General features: G+C 30.3%; 19 protein-coding genes. 16 read left to right on the top strand and 3 right to left on the bottom strand.

What is annotated here, in order from left to right; all coding sequences use genetic code 11:
- Positions 1 to 83: 83 nt before the first annotated feature.
- Complete coding sequence (locus tag ACFWU4_RS09760) at positions 84 to 776, bottom strand: hypothetical protein (RefSeq protein WP_411127321.1); 693 nt, start codon at positions 774 to 776, stop codon at positions 84 to 86.
- A gap of 539 nt (positions 777 to 1,315) precedes the next feature.
- Here ACFWU4_RS09760 and ACFWU4_RS09765 point away from each other — a divergent pair.
- The 16 genes from ACFWU4_RS09765 to ACFWU4_RS09840 all read left to right on the top strand — a co-directional run bounded on the left by ACFWU4_RS09765 (position 1,316) and on the right by ACFWU4_RS09840 (position 19,570).
- Positions 1,316 to 2,956: a hypothetical protein gene (locus tag ACFWU4_RS09765; RefSeq protein WP_411127322.1), complete on the top strand. Its 1,641-nt coding sequence runs from the start codon at positions 1,316 to 1,318 to the stop codon at positions 2,954 to 2,956.
- Positions 2,957 to 2,959: 3 nt separating this feature from the next.
- Positions 2,960 to 3,625, top strand: a complete 666-nt coding sequence (locus ACFWU4_RS09770) for a response regulator (RefSeq protein ID WP_411127324.1) — start codon at positions 2,960 to 2,962, stop codon at positions 3,623 to 3,625.
- Between the two features lie 238 nt (positions 3,626 to 3,863).
- Positions 3,864 to 4,595 carry a hypothetical protein gene (locus ACFWU4_RS09775; protein ID WP_411127325.1) on the top strand — a complete coding sequence of 244 codons (732 nt, stop codon included), beginning with the start codon at positions 3,864 to 3,866 and terminating at the stop codon, positions 4,593 to 4,595.
- Positions 4,596 to 4,742: 147 nt separating this feature from the next.
- Complete coding sequence (locus ACFWU4_RS09780; RefSeq protein ID WP_411127327.1) at positions 4,743 to 5,138, top strand: hypothetical protein; 396 nt, start codon at positions 4,743 to 4,745, stop codon at positions 5,136 to 5,138.
- Positions 5,139 to 5,143: 5 nt separating this feature from the next.
- Positions 5,144 to 5,590, top strand: coding sequence for a hypothetical protein (locus ACFWU4_RS09785; protein ID WP_411127329.1), 447 nt, complete (start codon positions 5,144 to 5,146; stop codon positions 5,588 to 5,590).
- A 3-nt stretch (positions 5,591 to 5,593) separates the two neighbouring features.
- Positions 5,594 to 5,800: a hypothetical protein gene (locus tag ACFWU4_RS09790; protein ID WP_411127330.1), complete on the top strand. Its 207-nt coding sequence runs from the start codon at positions 5,594 to 5,596 to the stop codon at positions 5,798 to 5,800.
- Positions 5,801 to 5,866: 66 nt separating this feature from the next.
- Complete coding sequence (locus ACFWU4_RS09795; RefSeq protein WP_411127332.1) at positions 5,867 to 6,373, top strand: thermonuclease family protein; 507 nt, start codon at positions 5,867 to 5,869, stop codon at positions 6,371 to 6,373.
- Positions 6,370 to 6,744 carry a hypothetical protein gene (locus ACFWU4_RS09800; RefSeq protein WP_411127334.1) on the top strand — a complete coding sequence of 125 codons (375 nt, stop codon included), beginning with the start codon at positions 6,370 to 6,372 and terminating at the stop codon, positions 6,742 to 6,744. The genes ACFWU4_RS09795 and ACFWU4_RS09800 overlap by 4 nt, the downstream gene beginning before the upstream one ends.
- 107 nt (positions 6,745 to 6,851) lie before the next feature.
- The gene (locus tag ACFWU4_RS09805; RefSeq protein ID WP_411127336.1) at positions 6,852 to 7,400 is read left to right on the top strand and encodes a hypothetical protein; all 549 of its coding nucleotides are present in this window, start codon (positions 6,852 to 6,854) and stop codon (positions 7,398 to 7,400) included.
- 178 nt (positions 7,401 to 7,578) lie between these two features.
- A complete protein-coding gene (locus ACFWU4_RS09810) occupies positions 7,579 to 9,126 on the top strand; it encodes a DNA cytosine methyltransferase (protein WP_411127338.1) in 1,548 nt (515 codons plus the stop codon).
- A gap of 10 nt (positions 9,127 to 9,136) precedes the next feature.
- On the top strand, positions 9,137 to 10,663 hold the full coding sequence (locus tag ACFWU4_RS09815) for an ATP-binding protein (RefSeq protein ID WP_411127340.1): 1,527 nt from the start codon (positions 9,137 to 9,139) through the stop codon (positions 10,661 to 10,663).
- 3 nt (positions 10,664 to 10,666) lie between these two features.
- Complete coding sequence (locus ACFWU4_RS09820; protein ID WP_411127341.1) at positions 10,667 to 13,744, top strand: Z1 domain-containing protein; 3,078 nt, start codon at positions 10,667 to 10,669, stop codon at positions 13,742 to 13,744.
- Positions 13,741 to 14,709: a PD-(D/E)XK motif protein gene (locus ACFWU4_RS09825; RefSeq protein ID WP_411127343.1), complete on the top strand. Its 969-nt coding sequence runs from the start codon at positions 13,741 to 13,743 to the stop codon at positions 14,707 to 14,709. The genes ACFWU4_RS09820 and ACFWU4_RS09825 overlap by 4 nt, the downstream gene beginning before the upstream one ends.
- The gene (locus tag ACFWU4_RS09830; protein ID WP_411127345.1) at positions 14,710 to 17,340 is read left to right on the top strand and encodes an AIPR family protein; all 2,631 of its coding nucleotides are present in this window, start codon (positions 14,710 to 14,712) and stop codon (positions 17,338 to 17,340) included.
- A 3-nt stretch (positions 17,341 to 17,343) separates the two neighbouring features.
- On the top strand, positions 17,344 to 18,081 hold the full coding sequence (locus ACFWU4_RS09835; RefSeq protein ID WP_411127347.1) for an HNH endonuclease: 738 nt from the start codon (positions 17,344 to 17,346) through the stop codon (positions 18,079 to 18,081).
- Positions 18,082 to 18,100: 19 nt separating this feature from the next.
- Positions 18,101 to 19,570: a DUF2779 domain-containing protein gene (locus ACFWU4_RS09840; RefSeq protein ID WP_411127349.1), complete on the top strand. Its 1,470-nt coding sequence runs from the start codon at positions 18,101 to 18,103 to the stop codon at positions 19,568 to 19,570.
- On the opposite strand, the gene ACFWU4_RS09845 is transcribed toward ACFWU4_RS09840, so the two are convergent.
- Positions 19,562 to 19,984 carry a hypothetical protein gene (locus tag ACFWU4_RS09845; protein ID WP_411127351.1) on the bottom strand — a complete coding sequence of 141 codons (423 nt, stop codon included), beginning with the start codon at positions 19,982 to 19,984 and terminating at the stop codon, positions 19,562 to 19,564. The genes ACFWU4_RS09840 and ACFWU4_RS09845 overlap by 9 nt on opposite strands.
- A 50-nt stretch (positions 19,985 to 20,034) precedes the next feature.
- Complete coding sequence (locus ACFWU4_RS09850; protein ID WP_411127353.1) at positions 20,035 to 20,733, bottom strand: hypothetical protein; 699 nt, start codon at positions 20,731 to 20,733, stop codon at positions 20,035 to 20,037.
- Positions 20,734 to 20,736 lie beyond the last annotated feature (3 nt).

Consider the following 20,736-nt stretch of genomic DNA (forward strand, 5'->3'; position numbering starts at 1 on the left):
ACATTGAATCAATTTTAAAAATTTAGTCTTTTGGGTACTAATGTCAATTTTTTTAGCATTAAATGAAAAGTGACGCACCTTTTTTACTTTATACAGATATGTGTATTTATCATATATTGAGTTATCTCGTTAAGTGTTTTTCCAGTTTGCGGGTGTAGTCCAAAGGAGGTGAAATATTCTAATTCTTTATTTTTGTTCTTGCCATACCAGATATTAACTGTTCCATTTTCTTTAAAGAAGACGTAATTGCAATCAACTTTCACCTTTTTAAAATCATTGATAAGATCTTCCTTATAAGCTTTAATCTCGTCTAAATTATATTTATTTAGGTCTAGACTTATTTCTACATAATGATCATCATTCCAAATCATCCAACGTTGGCGATTAAAATATTGATAAACAAAGATGCCCACAATAAATAATAATATAAAAATGATTAGTCTTTCTTTACTAAAAAAAGACACTTTTTTATCTAATTGATTTCGTGGTTTTTTATTATTAATAAATTCAGTGTAACTATTATAGTTTAGATACTTGGCTAATCCGTCTACAACTTTTAATTGTTTTATAGATATATCTTCATTGGTTTCATCTAATTCTATAGCTAATCTATGGTAGTCTCTATAACTTCTTCCTCCAAGATTAAAATCTTGTTTCTTATGAATAAATTCTGATAACTCTTCTGATATTTCAGTTTTAGAAGGTGAACTTACACCTTTATTTTCCAAGTTTTCTCTCGCTTTATCAAATGCTTTAATAATCAATGCTTTATGCATACTTCTAATTGTCAGTGCTTTATAATGTTTTTTATTATTGGAAAATTCAAGGAAATTAATTTCCTAAATGTTTCCAACTAAATTCCTATAGTTCATAGTTAGTATTCCTTCATTTGTATTCGAATTGTAAACCACCTTAGGTGTAATAAGGGTTGCAAATACAATTCAATAATTGAGAAACGATTTAAATCTCGAATTCCATTTGGGAAAAGGTGTTTATGATTTAAATCGGTTCACAATACTTCCCAACGAAGATATCGCTCTTCAAACTTAGAATGTGTTGCGCAGCAACCAGCATCTGAAATTTTTCGGACAGCAACACTATTGTTCAATTTTAAAATAATACAAAATGAAGAAATTACCAATTATATTGATTACGGTTTTCCTTAATTTATCGTTTTATTCGTGTAATCCTGAGAGTCTTGCTGACGAGACCGCGCCAGTGGCTTGTTGCGGAGATGATGGTGAATTACCACCGCCACCACCTCCGCCGCATCCAGGAAGTGGGGGTTAATTAAATTAAGTACTATTTTAGAGGAATGAAAAACATAATTATTTCATTCCTCTTTTTTATTGTTTCTTATTCTAGCCATGCAAATTTTGCAAGTGATAGCTTGTCTTATTATGTTAATTTGGTTAATAATCCAAAAACTGCGGATGATTTAGCAAATTCGTATGAGTATATAAGTAATTCGGTTGAAAAAGCATTTAATGTTCAGGATAGTCTTAGAGCAATTTACTGTATATACAATTTATCTAGTATAGATTATAAAGAAGGTTTTTATGCAGCAAGCGAAGAATCTGCAACTCGCGGGTTAAAACTGATTGGCAATAAAGTAAAGGATGATTATTCGAATAAATTAAGAAAGAGTTTTTATAATTTGCTTGGCATGCTTTACCGTAAAAACGGTAGTGAAACACTAGCAGTTGATTTATATAATAATGCATTCAAATACGCTCAGACCAACAAGGATACTATTACTTTATTTAATAATTTATCTAACGTATATAAAGATTTTTCACAATTCTCACGTTCGAAGGAATTCTTAGATAAAGCAATAATTCATTTTAATAAAAACACGGATTCACTGACTAGGGCATTAGTACTAGATAATTTAGGTTTTGTATTATCTAAATTGAATAAAAAAAATGCCTTAGAAAATTTGTTAGAAGCCTTAAAAATTAGAGAAAATTTAGAAGACTACAAGAGTGTTTTCAAAAGCAACTTAAATTTAGCTGAGTATTATAAAGATCATGATGATACTAAGGAGTCTATTAAATATGCGTCTGAGGCGCTCAAAATTGCGACAACAATAAATAGTCTGGCTTATAAAAAAGAGGCTATGGGATTTTTGTTAGAACTAGGAGATTTACAATACGCAAAGTCCTATAAAATGATTGCTGATAGTCTTGAAACATTTAATAAAAGTCAGACCAACAAGCTTGCTTTAATGAAATTTGACTATGTCAATAAAAATAATGAATTGAAAGAGTTAGAGCTTCAATCAGCAAATGATAAGTATAACAAGTTGCTTTTAAAATTAGTAGTAGTAATTCTTATTCTTTTAGCAATTTTTATTTATTTCTTGCAACGATCTAAGCACAAAAAGGATAGATTAAAACAGATTTATGCAACGGAATCCAGAATTTCAAAACATATTCATGACGACGTAGCAAATGACCTTTTTCAAATCATGACTAAGCTCGAAAGAAAAAAACAGATTAGTGAAACCTTAAAAAATGAATTAAACAATCTGTATTATCGAACTAGAGATATTTCAAAAGAACACAGTTTAATTGATACTAAAGATAAGACGTTTGAAGAAAATTTGGGTTCGTTACTAGAAAGCTTTAATTCCGAAAAAACGAATATCATTGTTAAAGGTATAAACACCATAATTTGGAAAGAAATTGACGACCTTAATCGGGTTACCGTATATAAAGTATTGCAAGAATTATTGATAAATATGAAAAAACATAGCGATGCTTCTTTGGTCGTTTTAGCATTTCATCAAAATAAAAAAAATCTGACAGTAACTTATAGTGATAACGGCATTGGTTGTGTTTTAGAAAAGAGTACAGGTCTAATAAATACGGAAAACCGTATTAATTCTATAAATGGAACAATTAGTTTTGATTCTGAACCTAATAAAGGTTTTAAAGCGAAAATAAGTATTTGATTTATGTTTAATAAGGTTTTAATTAATGACGATCATGATGCCATCCTAGGCAATATAGTCGAGATTTTAAAGGAGTTGAAAGTGACTTCGATTGATAAATCTCAATATTGCGATGAAGCGTATCTAAAACTAAAGAAAGCTGCTCTAGATGATGAAATGTACGATCTACTTATAACAGATTTATCTTTTAAAAAAGATCACAGAAATATTAAGCTAGAATCTGGCGAAGACCTTATTGCAAAGATTAGACTTGAATTTCCAGAATTAAAAATCATAGTCTATTCAATGAAAGATCAATTGCAAAAAGTAAGATATCTAATTAATAATTTCAATATACAAGGTTATGTATGTAAAGACCGTAAAGGTTCAATTGAATTAACAGAGGCAATCCGGGTAGTTTCAAAAAACAACAGATACCTCTCTCCGCAGGTAGCAAAAGCCTTAAGTCCGAAGACGCATTTAGAGATTGATGATTTTGACATAAAACTTTTAGAATTACTGTCTCGAGGATTGGCACAAGATGAAATAAGTAATAATTTAAGATCAAATGGTATTTCGCCAAATAGTTTAAGTACCATTGAAAAAAAATTGAATAAACTACGAATTCAATTTAAGGCTAATAACGCTATTCATTTAGTTTCTATATCTAAAGATTTGGGTCTTATTTAATCAATTTCTTAGAGATTACTGAAAACAGTAAGGCAACTAAATTTAAAGTAACTAGTTTTAATTGATTTTTATTTTTGGGGATATCTAGGGGATAGAAACATATAAAAATCTATTTTTCTAAAAAGAGATTATTATAAAAAATAGTCTCTTTTTTTTTGGTTACGGAATGCCGTAAAAGAATACACTATTGTATAATTAAGTTTGAATTCAAATTAGCACTTAACTAAATGTTTTTCAAATGAAAAAAATAATACTCTTACTGTTAACCACTTTAATTCTAGTTCCTTTAAAAGTTAATGCACAAAAAGATGGGGATGTAGCCCTTGGTATAGCAGGTGGTTTATTAGCTATTGGTGCTGGTATTGCCGCTGTAGAACAAATGAAAGAACGAGCCGAGCTAACAGCAACTCAATGGGTATTAACCAACCAACCAGAAATGACTAGTTTCTCACTAAAAACATTAGATTTTGATGGTAAGAAGTTAAAAGACATGTCCTCTGTTTCTGTAATTTCATTTAAAATACAACAATTTGAACCTGGGAATAAACCAGATTTAATTGGAAAGAAGCAAGTATTATTAGGTTTTACTAGTAAAGGATGGATTAATGAATACGGTATCAATTTCGAAAAAGTCACTTGGTATTTAATAGATGATAACGAATGGATGAATATGATGGTGGCTTATGTAAAGGTAGCCTCTGATGAAAAGGATGAGAGTGCACTAAAGAGAACTCTGAGCGAAGGTAAAGTGGTTAACAAGGGTGTAAAGATAAAAAGTAAACTCGTTATACCGTTTTTTAAACTTGAAGGCGATATGTATGTCGTAACGGATTATTCTGATGATATGAAGTTGTTATACAATGAAAAGTCTTTAGGTATCTTTTTAAAAGACTCAAAAGATTTAGTTCAAATGGGAAGGGGAGACCTTATAAAAATTCATGAGTTCTTTTTTGATGAGGATAAGGACTGATATTAAGTATCATGTTAACTTAAGAGGTGAGTGATTTAGCTCACTTTTTTGTTACGGGTTTCCGTAAGAAATGCATAGTAATACAATTTATATTTGATTTTAAACTCTATCGTTAGTTTTTATTTCAATTCAAAATTTGAATATTAAATGTGGTATAAAATTATAGAAGTAACAGAATGGTTCGGAGAAATGGCTGAGCGTTATCGATTAATAAAAGATTTTAATCGAGCTGCCAAATATTCTTTTATCCAAGGTGCTGCACCCGCTTTATTAGAAGTAAAAATAACAAGAGGTGAAAGTACTTATAAACATGCTTTTTCTAAATGGATGGGTGGAGGCTTTAGAATAAAAGCACTCTCTGGTAGACCTCTTGAAAAATCGGAACTTATTGAAATAGGTCGAGTCGTTTTAGACAATGAAGAACTTACTAGAAAATTAATAACACTAGGTTGGGATACATTAGAAGTACATTCAAACAAAGGTTATAATGGTATTAAATGGGCATTAAAAGAACATGCTAAAATAGGTGGATTTTTAAATTAAAATTTATGATTTGCAACTTCATTCAAATTCAAAAGGACAGTATATCTAAGCCTTTAATAGAAAAGATGACTAATGTCTCGACTAATACCGATAGCGCTTTGTCATATTGGTTTTGGATAGGATTACTAGAATTAGTAATAATTACAGTACTTATTTATAAAGTATATCATAAGAACAAAAAATTAGATTTTGCTGATCTAACAGATGATAAATTCAAAGCTGCAAAATCATCTAAAATTGACATGAATAGTTTAATGCAAAGTATAAATGAATCAAAGGACATTTATAAAGAATTAAGCAAACTATGCCATCCAGATCGGTTTATAAATTCCGATAAGCATGATAACGCCTTAGCTATATTCCAAGAAATATCAAATAACAAAAGAAATTATAAAGAGCTTGCTAATTTAAAAGAGAGAGCAATAATTGAATTAGAAATTAAAATCAAATAAGTCATGGAACAAGGAGGTTTTGTTATCGTAGTACTAATTTTAAGAATTGTTGGTGTAATGGTATGTGTAAATAAAGCGAAAGAGCTAAATCGAAGTACAGGTGGATGGGGATTTTTTGGATTTATATCTCCAATAATAGCGATGATATGGATTCACTGTATGAAGCCTATTACTGTATGGGATGAAAATACTGATGTAAATAAAAATTAGAACTTTGTTTTATCACATAAAGATGAATCAGTGTAGTTTTTATCAATACTTTTTTATTATTGTATTATGTATAAGTTTTCACTGATAATCTTTGCTTTTTTTGTTTTGTTATCTATCCACATAGTTATTAGTGTTTCAGAAAAAGAAACTATTAAAGGCAAAGTAACAGCCATTACAGATGGTGACACGTTCAAATTATTAAAAAAAGATTCTACTCTAATCCGAGTGCGGTTGGCAAATATAGATTGTCCAGAGCGGAAACAACCGTTTTCAAAAAAAGCAAAACAATTTACATCTGAGGCTGTTTTCGGTAAAATCATTAGAATTGAAGTCTTGAAAAAAGACCGTTATGGAAGGTTTATTGCCAATGTATTCTACGACGATAATAAAAACCTAAGCAAAGAATTACTAAAAGCAGGTTATGCTTGGCATTTTGTAAAGTACTCTGAGGATAAAACACTTCAGTTGTTAGAGGATAAAGCGAGCCAAGACAAAATTGGTTTGTGGCAAGATCCAAATGCTATTGCACCATGGGAATGGAGAAGTAACAAAAAGAAAAAATCAAAAAATTGAAACAGTTTAGGCTCATATTTTTTATTCTAGCTACAGCTTTTTCTTCCAATGTTATTGCGCAAACCGTTTACACTACTAAAACAGGTGAAAAATACCATAAGAGCAATTGTAGATATCTTAAGTATTCTAAGAAAGGAATTACAATAAAAAAAGCGAAAGCATTAGGTTATTTAGCTTGTAAGGTTTGTAAACCAACGGCTGAGAATATTAAGGGTAACTCGAATACAGATCATAATGCAATAATACCAAAATCTATAAATAAAACATCTCCTAAAAAAACCACAGCAACACAATGCACTGGTAAAACTAAGGTTGGTAAACGTTGTAAGCGCAGAACTAAAAACGCAAATGGTAGATGTTATCAGCATTAATTATTTATTCTTCATTACGGAAAGCCGCAATACATGTTATTGGTAAAATTATAGCTTAGCCAAAATATTCATTTTATTATTTTTTACAACAATTTAAATTTTAAAACATGAAGTCATTTACATTAATGTTGACATTATTAGTATGTGTGTTGACATCTCAATCTCAAGAAGAAAATGAAACCATTAAAACAAAGATGGATGAGTTTTCATCTAAAACGGGTATCATAACAAAGTTCACTAATTATAATTTGGAGGGTATAAAATCGTCATATGGTGTTAAAGTAGAAACTAGAATTAGAAAAGTGAATAGTGGAAGTATAGTGTCCTACTTTTATCAAATAGAAAAACCTGGAAAATATGGTAGTTCTACTGCTTCAATTGAATATGAGGATTTGCTCGAACTTCTCAAGGCATTAGATTCACTTATAGATGAAGAATCTGAAGATATTTTATTAAATCCAGATTATTTGGAGAACAAATTTATTACTGTAGATGGATTTCAACTAGGCTATTATGTTAGTAAAGGTAAGAGTATTTGGTATTTGAAATTAGAACGTATTGGAAGTAATTCGACTCTTTTTGTAAAAGATGCAGCTACAATAAAACTATCCTTTGTAGCTGCAAAGTCAATGATAGAAACTTTAAAAACAAATTAGATTATTTTATTGGTGTTTATGTATTAATTAAAATTAGTTGTAATTCTTTACTAGATTTTTATAACTTAACATAACCTTGTAACAAATAGGTGTTTTTTATCTTTACAAATCTTTAAAACAAAATCATCGATGATCTTTTTTATCGATATTTAAATACGAACTTTTATAATTTCTTTTCATGACAAAAAAAATTCCAATTATAGATTTATTTGCCGGTCCGGGTGGTTTAGGTGAAGGATTTATGTCATTCAAGAATGAGGAGAAGAAGTTTATATTTGATATTAAACTCTCTATCGAAAAGGATATAAATGCTCATAAGACACTTACATTAAGAAGTTTTTATAGACAGTTTGTTAAAAACAACAAACGAGTACCTGAAGACTATTATAATGCTTTAAGAGAGTCTGATTTATCAAAAAGAGAGATTCTTATTGAAGAAATGTTAGACAACCATAATGAGGGAACTATTGCAAGAAAGGAGGCAAAGCTAATTGAATTAGGTTCTAAAAGCTGGCCAGCTAAAACTGTCGATAAAATTATAAAAGATCAATTAGGAGATAAAAAAAACTGGGTTTTGATCGGTGGACCACCATGCCAAGCTTATTCAAATGCAGGGAGATCTAGGGTTGGTGGTATAAGCAAGGAAGATCATAGGGTTTATTTATACGAAGAATATCTCAGAATTATTAAAAAGCACAAACCGGCCGTTTTTGTAATGGAAAACGTAAAAGGACTTTTGTCTGCAAAAGTTGATAATGAAAAAGTGTTTGACTGGATGAAACGAGATTTAAAAGTCGGTAAAAACTATCAAATACATTCTTTGGTTAAACCTATAGAAAAGGATTCAGATTTTTTAATTAAGTCAGAGAAATATGGTGTACCTCAAAAGCGCCATCGTGTTATTCTTTTAGGTATTAGAAAAGATTTTAAGCATAATGATGATTATCTAGAAGAGAAGAAAGAAGTTGCACTCAAGTCTGTAATAAATAATTTGCCAAATGTAAGAAGTGGTTTAAATAGAAGATTTACTGGCTATCATAAAACAGAAGTATATAAAAATGGTAAGCCAAAAAGACTATATACAAATCTTGTAGATTCAAAAGTAGACTGGTTAAAAGAAATGTCTAAAAATATTTCTCAAATAAAAGAATGGGGAGAGTTGGAATTAAATGGTCTTTCTGATGGCCCTAAAGAAATAGAACTGGGTACTGGATCAGAATACATAAAAGCAAGTAATTTAATTTCGAGAAGCCATATTCTAAAAGATTGGTATATAGATAAGAGATTAAAAGGGGTCATTAATCATCAGTCACGCACACATTTGACTCAAGATTTAATGCGTTATTTATTTGCAAGCCTTTATGTTGAAAAGCACAATAGATTTCCACGTTTAATTGATTACGCTGAACACAGTAAAGACTTATTGCCTGATCATGCCAATGTAGCCTCTGGCAAATTTGCAGACCGTTTTAGAGTTCAAATTCCAGACAAACCGGCCACCACAGTAACCAGTCACATATCAAAAGACGGTCATTATTTTATTCATTATGATTCCTTACAATGCCGTTCTCTAACCGTTAGAGAAGCTGCCCGTATCCAAACTTTTCCTGATAATTATCTGTTTAGAGGAAGCAGAACAGCTCAATACCATCAAGTTGGTAATGCAGTGCCACCTTATTTGGCATATCAAATCTCGGAAATTGTTTATGATATTTTAAAATCCTAAAATATACTTTATGAGTCAAGCAAAGAATGAAATAAAAAGTGAAGATGCTTCTCCTAATCCGGAGTATCTTATAAAATCCATTGCAGAACAAGGTTATAGTTTAGAAACTTCTTTGGCTGATTTAATGGATAATTCTATTTCTGCTAAAGCTGATAAAATAGAGGTGCTAATTGATGCAGATTCAGAGCCATTTAAGCTGTTTTTGGCCGATAACGGACAAGGGATGACTGAAGAGGAATTAAGTAAAAATATGCAATTCCCAAGTAATTCCCCTGAAGATTCTAGGTCAAATTCTGACTTAGGGAGATTTGGTTTAGGGATGAAAACAGCATCCTTTTCACAAACAAGAAAATTTACAGTTTTATCAAAAAAGAAAGGTGAGAATAAATATCACGGTAGAACTTGGGATGTTGATTTTTTGAAAGTTAATGGTTGGAAAATAATTATTAATTCAGATGAGGAAGTGGCTAGATTAATGTATCAATATAACCAGTTATCTAAAGAATTTTTAAAAAGATTTGATGATTATGAGCCTAACACTATTGTCATTTGGGAAGGTCTATACAAGTTTGAAAGTTATTTAAAAGAAGGCAATAGGAAAGATGCTTTAAAAAGAGAAATAACTGAGGTAACTTCTGATTATTTAGCATTGGTTTTCCATAGATTTATGGAAAAGGATTCCAATCCATTAAAAATTAGGATTAATAATACAATTGTCAGTCCATTTAACCCTTTTCCAGAGGAAGAAAAAGATTTTAGGCAGATTGAACCCAAACAAAGTTCTTTCAGATCTGATGTTATAAAAATTGAAGGGTTTGTGTTGCCGGCAAGAGCAATATCGGAAAGTAAAAAAGGTCTTACTAAGTGGGCAACGAGGTATCGAGGTTTAATGGATATGGAAGGTCTTTACATTTATAGAGCGAATAGGATTATTTTATTTGGAGGTTGGAATGGAATTGTTAAAAAAGCTCCTAGACTTCAATTAGCAAGATTAAGAGTTGAAGTAGGTAATAGTGTAGATCATTTACTCCATCTAAATGTAGCTAAATCACAGATAGTAGTACCACACGAACTTAGAAATGCTTTTGAAGGTTATATTGGAGAATTAAAAATAGAGGCAGAAAGAGAATATTACAATAGAGGAATTCGGAAATTCTCAGGGACAAAGTCTCAAAATCATATCCAATTATTTGAACGCAGTTATTCAAACAAAGGGTCTATTTTGGAGGTAAATAATAATTTCCCACTGGTAAAAAACCTTCAGGAGTCTCTTAATAAGAAACAAAATTCCCAATTAAATCTCCTCCTAAGAATGATTAACACCAGAGTTAATAGTATTAGACATGTTCATGAAGAAAAAGAATTTACAGGGATTGAGGAAAAAGATGGTGTTGATATTAACGAGTTATTACATACTATTAATGCTCTGTTAGACGCTGAAATCCCATCAAGTCAAATTAAAAAGGATATTATTCCTAATATAGGATTTAGTTATAAATCACTTCCAAAAGAAATATTAAACCTTTTAGAAAAATAAGCTATGAACAATCGAGAATATATTGATCAAATTATTAAATCTATCGAAACTCAGGTGATGAAGCATAAAGAAAATAACATTTATGTCACCCGAGAGTTTTTCGATTCCCCAGAAATCAAGTTAAATTCTAAGATTGCTATCGATGCGATTGCAAATGCTTTAAGTTGGCCAAGTCTAGACCAGAACACATTTACTTCATTCTTTGAGGTAGCCATTAAGGAATTTAGAGATAAGAACGCAACAGATATTCTTCCCAGCATTTCTATTAGAAAAAACCAAAAAGAATCTTGGTTAACAATTAAAAGGCAGGACAAACTCAATTGGAATACTCACGATCTCTCGAACTATCGAAATCGCTACTTACACTACCTAAGCAAAATAGGGCGTCCTAAGAAATATGTTGACGAAACTCGGAGATCAAGTCTAGAGATATTGAAAAAAATGGGTGATCCAAAATCTCAGAAAGAGTTTTATGTTAAAGGACTTGTTGTTGGCAGTGTACAATCTGGAAAAACTGCCAACTTTAACGCTGTTATTAATAGTAGTATTGATAGTGGTTATAAATTGATTATTGTCCTTTCAGGGATTATGGAAGACTTGAGAAAGCAGACACAGCAAAGAATTGAAAAAGAAGTTGTTGGCTACAGTAAAGCTGGATCAGGATTTTTAGGAGTAGGTGAAATTCAACCTTTTGGTGAATTGGGTGACAGTAAAGTTGCCCAAATAGTAATTCCGACTTCATCTGAATCTGACTTTAAGAAAACAATAAAAGAAGCAGATTTTTCATTGAACAATAAAAATATTTTGGTCTGTAAAAAAAATACTGGGGTGCTTAAAAATCTACTTCTTTGGCTCAGTGACTATTTAGATGAGAATAAAGAGAAACACGACCTGCCTTTTTTAATTATTGATGATGAAGCAGATAATGCATCACTTAACAATATGGGGCACCGAGGAAAAGAATATGCTACCACAATAAATGGACACATTAGAGCTCTTTTAGGGTTATTTAATCGGAAAACATATTTAGGATATACGGCTACTCCATTTGCGAATGTGCTTCAGGACAAAAATGAAGTGCCCGAGACTAAATGGACAATTTCATATAGAGAAAAGGGAGAAACTAAAACCAAAGATTTTGTTCAGGTTTCAAATTTATTTCCAGAAGACTTCATTGAGTTACTTTATCCTCCATCTGTGTATATAGGTGCGAAACACTTTTTCGAAACTAGGATTGATGATATTAAGAAGATTGAGCCATTGATCCCACCTCCTTTAAGAGATCATATTGATTGCTTTCCAAGCAGGGTGACAGTGCCCGAAATTGAGCCAACTACAAATTTTGGTAGAGGCACAAGAGCTTCGAGAAAAGATGATCCTTTTCCAAAATACTTGCCAGAATCTTTAAAAGAGGCAATTATGTGTTTCATATTATCTATAGCAATTAGATTATCCAGAAAGGAAGAAATGCATGAATCCTATTTACGTCAACCTCATAATACAATGCTGATTCATATTTCTAGATTTACTAATTGGCAAAACACCACTAAAAAACTAATTGTTGACTATGTGTCAAGACTCACTGAGAGTTTAAATAATGATTTACCTAGTTCAACAAAATCAATTTATTCAGTTTTTGAAAGAACATGGTATAAATATTATGCATATGTAGTTGAGAATATCTCAACTTATCTACCAGATGACTATGAGGATAATTTTTTAACTAAAAAAACTTTTGATGATGCTAAACAATTACTTGTTGAGGCTGTTAGTGGTATAGAAGTGGTTGCAGTTAATAGTGCAAGCGGAGATGAATTAATTTACCCTGATAAAACAGAAAAAAAATATATAGCGATTGGCGGTAATAAGTTGTCGAGAGGATTCACTTTAGAAGGATTAACAATAAATTACTTCACCCGAAACACAAATTTTGCTGATTCTCTATTGCAAATGGGCAGATGGTTTGGTTACCGACCAGGTTATATAGACTGTTGTAAATTATTTACTACAAGAAATAATATAGACAAATTCGATTTAACTACTACTACAATTGAAGAACTCGAGCATGCATTTAAGGATATGAATAGGTTAAATAAAACTCCACGAGAATTTATTCTTTGGGTAAAAACCAATCCAAGAGTAATTAGAGTTACTAGAACCTCGATGACGAGAAATACTGTCCAAAAGAGAATTAATTATAGTGGTGGCATAGAGCAGTCAACTAAATTTGAAATTAATAAGCATCGTATTGAAAATGCTTGGAAAGATTTTGAAAGCTTATGCTCAAAAAAGGATTGGAAATTCGACAACCCAAATTTCTTCACTTTTCAAACAGACAATAAGGGTTTGTATGAATTTTTGGACTTAGAAAATTCATTTGCAAATTTTGAAACTCCAGGCGTAAAAGAATATATAAAACTTTGTAATGAAGTTGGAAAATTAACTAATTGGACGATTGCAATTAAAAGAAATATGGGTGCTAAGGTAAAAATTGAACTTCAAAAACAAATTCAATCTTTTCCAGAAAACATGTATTTAACTATTCGTAGAGGACCTAAACCACTGAGTCAGCAAGTCTCAAGAGATTCTCTTTTACAAGATGATATTTTCCGTGCTTCAGGTAAGTCTGCTAATTTAGTTTCAACTGGGGATGATTTCTCAATTACACTAACTTCAGATGAAAAACGTAAAGCTGAAGAGCGATTTTATGAAAATAAAATTTCAGAATACATCGATTCTGGGTTTACCAAAAAGGAGGCGATTGAAAAGGCTAACAGAATTAAGTCTATTCCTGATAAAATCTATAGACGTAGTATGCAAGAAAGTGATGGTATATTGATGATTTACTTAATAGATGCTGAAAGAATATTTGAGTCAACCCAAGGGGAAGAGGACAAAGAATTACTCGAATATCGTGATAAGAAAAAAATAGATATTAATACGCCATTAATAGGTTATGCTCTAGGCTTTCCTAATATATCTGATGACATAGGTGGAGTTTATATAACTTCAGATCATCAGTATCAACTTGAATTTGAAGAAGACGAATTTGATGAATCAATAATTGATACTGATTTATGATAAATCCCAAAGAGATTGAGAGGAAATGGTTATCTATTGATGTTAAAGATATTACTGGATTTAGGTATATTAGATTAGATAAAAATAGTAAGCCTGAGTTTAATATTGGTTTTAATTCTGATGGTTTTAGATGTATAATACTAGAGCTTCCTAAAGATTTTTCTTTTGACTTTAATTCTGTTAAAAAAGAAAATTTATCAATTAGGAATATTAAAAAAGAAAATTATATAGTTATTGAGTTATTAAATATTGAGTATAATGATTTATTCAATGACTTACTAGTGTCTTTATATCAAAAAATTAACGATATAACTCATGCTCAAGATTATTCAAATGAATTTGTTTTAACATTTGGTAAGTGGATAGAATTCTTCGAAAATGATCGAAAGAATCAATTAAGTGAAGAGCAAATACAAGGTTTATTTGGAGAATTGTTTATTTTGAATGAGTATTTAAAAAAATCTAAGCCATCGGCAATTAGTTCCCTTCTTTCTTCATGGAAAGGCCTTTATGATTCTGCCAATGATTTTGAATTTAATTTAAAGAATGTTGAGGTTAAAACAAAAAAAGATTCTGTCCTATTTGTAAAAATTTCCAGTGAATATCAATTGGAAAAAGAATTAGATAAGAGTTTAGAATTATTAGTTGTTTCTGTAAAAATTGATTTAATCAACGGGAGATCAATATTTGATATGCTCCTAGAGATCATAAAACTGTTAAGAGAAACTCTTAGTGATTTATCAATATTATATCAGGCATTAAATCAAAAAGGATTAACTGTTGAGAATTTAAAGCAGTACAATAATCATAGATTTATAGTAACAAAAACAGAATCATTTAATGCTGGTCATGATGGTTTTCCAAAGCTGTCAATATCTAATATTGATAGTGAAATTTCAAATTTGAAATATAAGTTAAGAGTAACACAGTTGAACGAGTATTTAATTGAAATGAAAAAGTATTAAATGATATTAGAAGAGTATTTTAATTATAGAAAAGAATTATTAGATCAATCAAAAGATGATGAAGGTTTCATTCAGGAAAACTTAATCCTTTCACAAGTTTTACCTTCAATGTTAGATGCAAAACTTATAGATTCTGAAGATTTTACCAATTCTTATTTTAAATCAACTGGAGATAAATTAAAGATTAACGCTTACAGCATAAACGAGTCAGGGGAAAGACTTCAGCTTTTTTTAATAGATGAAAACTCTATTGATTTGGTGGCATCACAAGATGATTTATTGATTTCAACTAGAGCGTCATATGAGAGTCAGTTTAAGAGATGTACAAACTTTCACAACAAGGCAATAAAAGGGCATTTAAATGATGAAATTCAGGATTCAAGCCCTGTAAGACCATTAGTTTCAAGTATTTCTTCTTCGCAAGGAGCACAACAATTTGATGTAGTTGAAATATTTCTAATAACATTGACTTCCACTGTTTCTAAACAAGGAGCTACAATACAACCTAAACGAATTGAATTTGATGATGAAGAAATTGTAGTTACTTATTCAAAAAATAGAGAAAGACATAGTAAAGAGCTAATAGTTAAAAGAAGAATAATTGATCTTAATTTCTTGTACAATGTACTTATTTCTCAAGGTAGTAGAGAGGCATTAACTGTGAATTTTGAGAAAAATTTCGGAAATCCATTGAATGCGATTAAAGCAGCAGATGAAGATTATTTTGAATCTTATTTATGTGTTTTGCCTGCTTCTGTTCTTTCAAGACTATATAAAGAATTTAGTACCAGATTGTTGGAGAAAAATGTTAGGTCTTTTTTGCAGTTTAGAGGTGTTAATAAAGGAATTAGAGAGACAATTAGAAAAGAACCTGAGAAATTTGTTGCATACAATAACGGGTTAACCATAACAGCCACGGACGGTGATATTACATTCGAATCGGGTCAGTATAAAATTAAATCACTTACAGACTTTCAAATTGTAAATGGTGGTCAAACCACTGCAACTATTTATTTTACACAGAAGGATGGATTCGACATTAGCAAGGTTAAAGTAATGGCCAAGATTAATGTTGCAAAAGAAGCTACTGATGAAGAATTAGAGGAATTAATCTCTAATATAAGTACATATTCTAATGCACAATCTAGAGTATCTAAAGTTGATTTACGTTCAAGAAACCCTCAATTAGTTAGAATAAAGTCTCTAAGTGAAAGTGTGATGACTCCTTCTGGTAAAAAATGGTTTTTTGAAAGAGCAAAAGGTGAATTTAATACAAAGTTGAGAATTGCAGGTTCTAACAAAAGAAGATTAGCGAAAGAATATCCTACGCAAAGAAGATTTTCTAAAGAATTAATGGCAAAATACTATTCAGCTTGGGGTAATCAACCTCATTTAGTAAAAAAGGGTGGTGAAAAAATATTTAGATACTTTATTGAAAAATTGACTGGTGAAGGAGAATTTAAAAAACCTATAAATGTTAATCGGGATTTTTATGAAGAGCTCATCGCAAAGATTATATTATTTAGAAGACTAGAGAAAATATATGGTGCAGGAAAGAACTCAATGGGGCAATTAAGATCTGCGGTAGTGCCTTATACTCTTTCTATTTTATTTATGATAACAGATGCTAATAAAAAGGAACCTTCATTTGATCTCTTAAAAATATGGTTAAGTGAAGAATTAGAAAGTGACCTTGAGGCCTATCTAACTCAACTATTAAGGTTAGTAAATGAGCTAATTAAGAAATATTCTGAAAGTGATGATTATGGAGAATATTCTAAAAAGGAAGAGTTATGGAGGAGAATTAGTTCATCCAAGGAAATTAAAGAATATACAAGCACAGACGACACCAAAAAGATTATTGATAAATATGGTATCAGCAAGGCAGAATTAAAGAAAAGAAAAGGAGTAAATGATAAAACAGAGGAAGTGAATTTTAAAAATTTAAGTGATAATTTTTTAATTCATTCCAACGGCGTCAACTACTACAAATTAATTCAGTCAAATAGTGATTTATTAACTGGTGCGGATGAAAGAAGTCTTTTAAACATAATACATTCAATAATTAATAAAAAGGATATTGAGGATAACTTAATATCGGTTGAAAATCGTCTGACAAATAAATTTAGAATTGAAGTTCCTGACTTTTTTGATAGTATTGAAAGAGAAGAAAATTTACTACATAACACTTTAGATTATATAATTACAAATTATAACAAGTGTATTAATGAAAAGAAAGATATTCTGTTAGAATTTCAAAAAATTGAGGCAATTGCAAAAGCAAAGGAGATAAAATATGCTTCAGTAATTGATCAAATTGGGAAAAATCTGGCCAAAGGTATTTCGCCAACCATCAAACAATTGTATTATGCTTCTTATATAACAAAAGACAAAAGTGTAAAAGAATTAAAGCCTATAACAACACAAGTTGATATTAGTAAAGTCAGAATAGATGAGTTAGTAATGAGGAAAATGTTTGAATGGGATTCTACCGCAAAAATTTTAAGCCCTAAAGAACGAGCTTATATAGCTGATTTTGCCTGGGGATTGAAAAAGCTAAATAGTTTTCATGAAAAAAATATTAAAAAGCATCTAGAAACACTTTTAAAAAATGGCTTTAAAATATATTAGAAAATGGCAGAACGTTCAAAAGAATTAATTCAAGTTGGATATTATTTATCTAAATACGGACAAAAAGATCCACCAAAGAGGTTAGAAACAGCAAAATGGAATGAAGCATATAGAATGTTCTATGATGTTTTAAATGGAGGAAGAGCTGTGTTAGAATTTGAACATAGTTTAAAAAATTCAAGAGATGACTTTGATGGTTATTTTCCACAAACCAAAAGAGAAGGTTGGAAGGATAAAGATGGGAATCCTGAAAATTTAACAGGTTTTTCGGTAGATGTTTATGAGGAATTTAGCAATAAAGATGAAAATCAAATTTGGACAATAATCAAATCTTATTTGGATATAAATTATAAATTAAGGCCAGTTATTTTTAATGATCTTATAGCTGAAGATAATGCTAATAGTGATTTGTATTCTACAACAACAGAAGGAGGAATCAAAGTTAGAATATCTAAAATTATTGAAAGAAGCCCTAAATTAAGGCAACAGGCTTTAGACATACATGGCTATAAATGCCAAGTATGTGATTTTGACTTTGAATTAACATATGGTAAATGGGGGAAAGAATTCGCGGAAGTTCATCATATAATACCATTATCAGAATTAAAAGGTGAGAGTCACCAAACAAATCCTAAAACGGATTTAGCTATTTTATGTGCGAATTGCCATAGAATGGTACATCGAAAAAAAGAAATAACACTTTCATTAGATGAATTAAAAAATAAAATTAAAAATAAATAAAACTTTAAGGTTTAAATTAATGCTCACCAAAACAGACTTTAAGTATTATTTAGATTGTCCAGAATCTGTATGGTTATTAAAAAATAAACCACAAGTATATCCTAAAGGTAAGTTTTCATTATTTGTAGAAAAATTAATTAAAGAAGGTTATGAGGTAGAAGCATATGCAAAACAATTGTTTTCCAATGGTTTAGACTTACCAGTATATGGAAGTCCTACAGAAACACAACGAGCATTAAAAAGTAGTCATAGTGTTTACTTTCAGCCATCATTTAATACAAATAAAGACATCTTTGCACGAATAGATATATTAGAGCGTTTAGAAGATGGTACGTGGCATATCTATGAAGTAAAATCTTCTACCTCAATAAAAAAAGATAGAAAGCATAGACAAATAGAAGATGCGTGTTTTCAGAAATATGTATTGACTGAATGTGGTTATGTAGTTTCTAAAGTTTCAATAATCCACTTGAATAAAGAATATATTAAACAAGGTGCTATTGTAGCTAATGAATTATTAGAAATTACAGAGGTTACAGAAGCAGTAGATGGCATATATTCAAGTGTAGTTAATCAAATTAATTCGGCTTCAAATTTTATTAATAAAGAAGTAATTAATGAAACCGTATGTTCCTGTAAACACAAAACAAGGTCTAATCATTGTGATGCATTTGGTTATTTTAATACCACTATTTCAGAGTATAGTATTTATGAGATAGGTCGTATTTCAGCAAAAAAAGTAGGTTTATTAGCAGATAATGAGCAATTAGCAATTATCGATATTCCATTAGATTTTGAGTTAAATGTAAATCAACAAGCACAAGTAGAATCTGTAAAACAAGAACAACCAATAATCAATCAAGCTAACATTAAAAAAGAGTTAGACAAATTAAAGTTTCCATTACATTTTATAGATTACGAGACTTATGCAAGTGCTATCCCAAGATTAGATGGTTTAAGTCCGCATAAGCATTTAACCTTTCAAGTATCTATTCACACACTAACAGAAGATAATACTTTAACGCATTTTGAATATTTATTGGAGGCTATGAAAATGCCAATAGATATGTTACAAGCTATGCAAGACTTTACAGGAAGTACAGGTACGTTTGTATCGTGGCACGCAAGTTTTGAAATAGGCAGAAATAAAGACCTAATAGCATGGTTGCCAGAGTTTACCAATTACCTAACTTACATTAATGAGCATACGTTTGATTTAGAGACAATATTCAAAAAAGACTATATAGACTATCGTTTTCACGGTTCAAGTTCGATTAAAAAAGTACTACCAGTATTATGTCCAGATATTAGCTATTCAGATTTAGATGTTACTAATGGCACTATGGCTTTAGATACTTGGGGCAGAATGGTTTTAGACCCAAATTTTAACCAAGATATTGAAGCAACAAGAAAAAACCTTTTAGACTATTGCGAGTTAGATACTTTGGCAATGTTAGAAATACACAAGGTGTTGTTAAATTTATTGTAGTAAATAAACAATAATATTTTTCTGTAAATCATAATAAGGATATTGTCCTAAATGGTTTGGAACCATGTTTTTTACCAAATGATATCTATAATTCAATCTTTCTATCAATTGATCTAAATCTTTTTTGGTGGCAGGTTTGTTTTCATTTTTAGTAATTAGACTCTTTATTCCATCGGCAGCTAAAGCTCCAGCAGTGGCGTTACCAATTCCAACAACAGACATTTTTGTATTTTCATTACTATTATTAGTTGTTAAAACACCGTCTTTTTTTTGTACTGAGAGGGAAGTGTTAATTTTTCTTGCGTGATGAGCTTTAGAACGACAAGTATTACTGCAAAACTTTTGTACTCGACGTCGTTTTGGTTCAAATTCTTTAAAGCAGTATTTACAGGTGTAAAATTGTTGTTCTTTCATTAAGCGTAAAATAAACGTTTGTTTTACGCTAAATTACGTATTAAAAACCGTTATTCGTTATTTATTCTATTGAAATCGACATTAAATACAGATTTTAAGAGATGTTGGTCAACTTCATTTGTACTAATAGCTTTTGTTTTTGGTTTGGCAGATTTAGTAGGTTTATCTATTTTTAATTGAGTTGGTTTCTGCTTAATCGGTAGAGTGACGTTTGTTGATTTATCACCATTAAAAGAGTTATTATCGCTAATGTTTAAAATACGTCTAATTTCAAAATGCGATTTCCATTTACCAAAATGTTTATTTAGTTCGAGCTGATGTGCTACTAATACTTCATGTTGCAATTTTAAATACTCTTGCATTTCAGGTTTATAATTGATAACTCGATTTTTAGCTTCTTCTTGGACAATATCAGTAGCTGTTATCCATGAACTTAGTTCTTTAAAATAATCATCAATTAAGTAATGAAAGGCATCTTTATCTAAAGTGCTTTTTAATTCTAATAATTGAAAAACATTCGCTTTAAATATTTTTGACTTTTCTAAAATTTGAAGAAGCTCTGTACCTTTAGTAATAGGTTTAGTATCACCACTAGAATTGGTAATAAATAATGTATTTAAGAATCCTATTTTTTCTAAATTAATTAATTCCTTATCTGATAGTTGCTCGTATCTTTGACTAGGTATAAAGAATAAAATTGGTTGCTTTATTGACTCCATTAAAACCTCCATGTCGTTGCGTAATCCCATAGC

Origin of the sequence: Winogradskyella sp. PE311, assembly GCF_046545555.1 — a bacterium.
Lineage (GTDB): Bacteria > Bacteroidota > Bacteroidia > Flavobacteriales > Flavobacteriaceae > Winogradskyella.